2 protein-coding genes and 2 pseudogenes are annotated in these 4294 nt (G+C 25.2%); all 4 read left to right on the top strand.

The features are described 5' to 3' along the window. Nucleotides 1-198 precede the first annotated feature (198 nt). Entirely contained in the window at nucleotides 199-1674 is a 1476-nt protein-coding gene (locus NR218_RS12455; protein WP_265883442.1) for a Mur ligase family protein, read from the top strand. After that, a complete protein-coding gene (locus NR218_RS12450) occupies nucleotides 1653-2252 on the top strand; it encodes a hypothetical protein (RefSeq protein WP_265883440.1) in 600 nt (199 codons plus the stop codon). The genes NR218_RS12455 and NR218_RS12450 overlap by 22 nt, the downstream gene beginning before the upstream one ends. A gap of 18 nt (nucleotides 2253-2270) precedes the next feature. Beyond that, nucleotides 2271-3769, top strand: a pseudogene (locus tag NR218_RS12750) (glycosyltransferase family 4 protein). Between the two features lie 360 nt (nucleotides 3770-4129). Beyond that, nucleotides 4130-4294: pseudogene (locus NR218_RS12435) on the top strand (IS5/IS1182 family transposase); the annotation flags it as partial.

Here is a 4294-nt window from a genome sequence, read left to right as displayed (position 1 = left end):
TGATGCTTTCGCAAGACTAAAATATAGAAAATAACATTAGAATTTATAAATGAAAACAAGTTACAATCGAGGAAGATTGTAACTTGTTTTTTACATTGCGTTAAATATATCAAGCTCTTTAATATTATGTTGTGCTATAATATATATGTAAATTACAATTGAATGCAAAATATTAATAAATAAAGGAGTAAATAGCATATGCCACTTACAATTAAAGAATTACACGATATATTAGGGGGGGAATTATATGATGCAAAGAATAAAGAAAATAATATAATAAATAACTTTGAAAACTGGTTTCCTTTTATACATAATAAAAATACAGCATATATCTCTCCAAACAAAAAAACTTGGCGCCGTTTTGGAAGATCGCCAAATGCTAAAGAAGGAAATGAATATATTAGGAAAGATAAAGAAGATCTTGGACTAATAATAACCGAGCATTACGTTTCTAATATGTCTTATAAAATTCCACAACTTGTTGTAAAAGATTCTGCACAAACCTTAAGTAACTTAGCTGAAAAAATGAGAATACAATATAAAAATCCAGTAATAGCAATCACTGGATCAATGGGTAAAAGTTCTACAAGAATGCTTATTAGCGCTGGTTTAAAAGATTATATGCCATTACAGAATAGATATAATAATAATATTCGTTCAGCAGTATATTTATTACTATGTAAATTAATTAGACAACCAAATTTTGCTGTTTTAGAAGTCTCATTAAATGCATTAAATGCTGTAGGAAACTCTTCTTATTTAATCAAACCGAATATTGCTATTGTTACAGGTATAGGCGCTGCTCATATGTCTACTTTTAAAGATATTTTAAATATAGTAGAAGTTAAAGCAAGTATTTTTGATGGATTAGATTCTAATGGTATTGCAATAATAAACAAAGATACTTTACATTCTGATATTTTAATTAATCGTGCTAAAGAAAACACTAAAAATGTTATAACATATAGCACTTCAGATTCAAATGCAACTATATATCCAAAATCTATTGAATATAATAAAGGATTCACTGATATAACTGTCGAATTTGAGGGGAATGAATATACTTATCGAATTAATTCAATAAGTAATGGAATGGTTGAAAATTCTCTAGCTAGTTTTGCTGCTTTAACTCAATTGAATATACCTTTACAAAAAGCTTTAGATAACTTAATTACATTTAAACCATTTGAAAAAGTTTTAAATTTAAAAGAAATAAAAACTTCAAAGTTTCGTGTTAACTTAATTGATGACACACATAATGCTTCATTACCAGCTATGATAAATGCAATAAAAGCTTTTGACACTCAAACCAAGTTTTTTAAAGGGAATAAAATTATTGCAATTGGAAAAATTAGTGATTTAGGTAAACATTCTAGAAAATTACATTTACAGCTTGTTAATGTACTTGAAAATAGTAATGCTGATTATATTTTATGTATGGATGACGATCTAAAAGGAGTAGTAACTAGAGTTAAAAACAAACATATAACTTGGTATTCTAATAGATTTTTGATGGAACAAGATTTATTATATCTATGTAATAATGATTCAATAACATTATTAAAATCTTCTGCAGGAGGAACTGAGTTCCCTAAGCTTGCTAAAGATTTATCCAATAACTTACTTATCAAAAAGATAACTCTAACAGCTCATTGTTTGATGGCCAATCTATAAATGGTCGTAGTTATATTATTGTTAATAATAATGACTATAAAATTATTGAACAATATAATTCTGAGAATTCTTCTACTATTGAAGGTTTAGGCCCAATTTTTAATTACTTAAAAGGTATAGATGATAATATAAAAAATGAAACAGTTACTATAGGGAATTGGGCAACTAATAATAATATATATTATGAGGGAAAAGAAACAAGCACTTATAATTTGATGAAAGATATGTTGAATTCACCTATGTATTCTCCAACTTATGAATTATCTAAGTATTTATTCAAAAATGGGCTACATAGAGATGAATATATAAACTCTATAATAAAAAAACTAGATTTATCTAATTCTGTTGCTATCAATTTAACTGGTAGACACACAATAAAAGAACGTCAAAGTTTTACAGTTAATGATTTATATTCAATTCTTAAATCATATAAAGACAATTTATTTAAATTCTCTAACAAAATTATTATAGGAAGAAAATATAAAAGTGGCATAATAAAAGGAGATAAACAATCGATTATATTTACTTCTTATCCTTCAGTTAAAACGATTGAGACACTTTTTCACTCTAAATATTAAGAATAAAGGAGACCAATAGTGATATATTCAGTAGGAAATAATTTAGGTCGTAAATTAACTGGTATAGAAAAAGCAATGATTAATAGATTAAATCTATTTAAAAAAAATTCAATTTCAAATAAATTGATATTTGTTTCATGGTCACCAAGGCTTTATTTACACGCTCAACTATTAAAAATCAATCAAAATGATGTTTTTAGTTTATACGATGTACTTCAAGACAGTTTAAATGTTAAAGAAAAATATTTTAATTGGATAAACTATTGGGAAAATGATTGTAACTATACTCTTAAATACGTTGTAGATACCAATGATATCAAAATTTATAAAAATGGATTGTATAAAATGTACGTTCATTTCGTAGATTCAAATTATAATATTTTAGATTATATTAATTATTTTGATATAAAACAACGTAAAATTCGTAGAGATTTATATGATACTAGAGGTTTTTTAAGTTGTACTAAAGTTCTAACAACTAATCAGAAAGTTGTTATGGAACAATATTATTCACCTAGTAAGAATGTTAAATTTGAAAAATATTATAATCCAGAAGATAAAATTCCTAAAGTACAATCTATAATATATTATGCATCTGATGGAATTAAATTTTTTGAAGATAATAATTCATTATTATCATTTGCGATAGAAACATTATACGAATCTGGAGACTTATTTTTAAGTGATAAAAACATTAAAACCTCCCCTATTTTTAATAAATGTAACATTAAAATACCAGTTGTAGCAATATTGCATAGTACTCATGTTAAAAACATTAACAACGTTTATGATTCAGAAATAAAAATACGTATAAACCTTTATTTAATAATTTAACAAGATATTCTGGAATAATAGTGTCAACTCAACAACAAAAAATCGATGTATCTATTAGAATAAATAATGTTATTCCTGTTTATACTATTCCAGTAGGTTATACTGAAAATAGTTCTTTTAATAATGAAAACAAAAATTTAACAGATTCAAATAAAATTATTTCTATAGCTCGATATTCTCCAGAAAAACAATTAGAGCATCAAATTGAACTTATCTCTAAACTAGTAAAAGATTTTCCTAGTATTCAATTACATCTATATGGTTTTGGTAATGAACAGAAAAAATATGAAACTTTAATTAAGAATTTAAATTTAGAAAATAATGTTTTTTTACGTGGCTTTATTCAGGATTTAGATCAAGAAATAGAAACTGCATATTTATCTTTAATAACTAGTAAAATGGAAGGATTCAATCTAGGTCTATTAGAAACAATAGCTAAAGGTATTCCTCCTATTGGCTATGATTCAAAGTATGGCCCTTCAGATCTAATTATAAATAAAGAAAATGGTTTCTTAATTAATAAAAATGATAAAGAAAAATTATATCATTGTGTAAAAGAACTACTATATAACGTTAATTTGAGAAATGAATTTTCTAAGGCTTGTAAAAAACATGCTAACAATTTTAATGAAAATAAAGTTATTGATAAGTGGCAACTTTTTTTAAAATCTATTTTAGGTTAATTACAACTATAAATAGTTAAACTAATACTTCTTTTAGATTAGTCATTATGTATATAAATTAATTGACTGAGTTATTCCTTGAAGTTAATATGTTTAAATAAACAATTAAATAACTAAAAGAAGAGGCTAGGACATAATTCCTAGCAAAATAGCCAGCAAATGATTTTTTTATAAATTCATTTACTGGCTTCTTTATTTACAATACTTCATATTGTTGGATCGCTTTCTTAGGGGACAGCTTCAGCCTGTAGTCTTCAGCTTGTTCTGTTCCTTCAAGAGTCTCGCCAAAATACTTTTTAAAAAAAAGGACCTTTCGTATAATTTAATAAACACTAATAAACTAAATTAACGAGCGGCCTTATGTATAAAGATTATAATATAACTCAACTTACTCTACCAATGGCCCCTCAAATAATATTTCACGACATGTCAATGATATTGTAGAAACAATTCTTAAAACTGAATTCGATAAATTCAGACATCATCGTGGTGCAACATCATACTATCCAAAAATGATGTTAAAAA

This window comes from Staphylococcus sp. SUC_1.2 (assembly GCF_026222585.1).
This window is presented reverse-complemented; position numbering and strand designations above follow the sequence as displayed.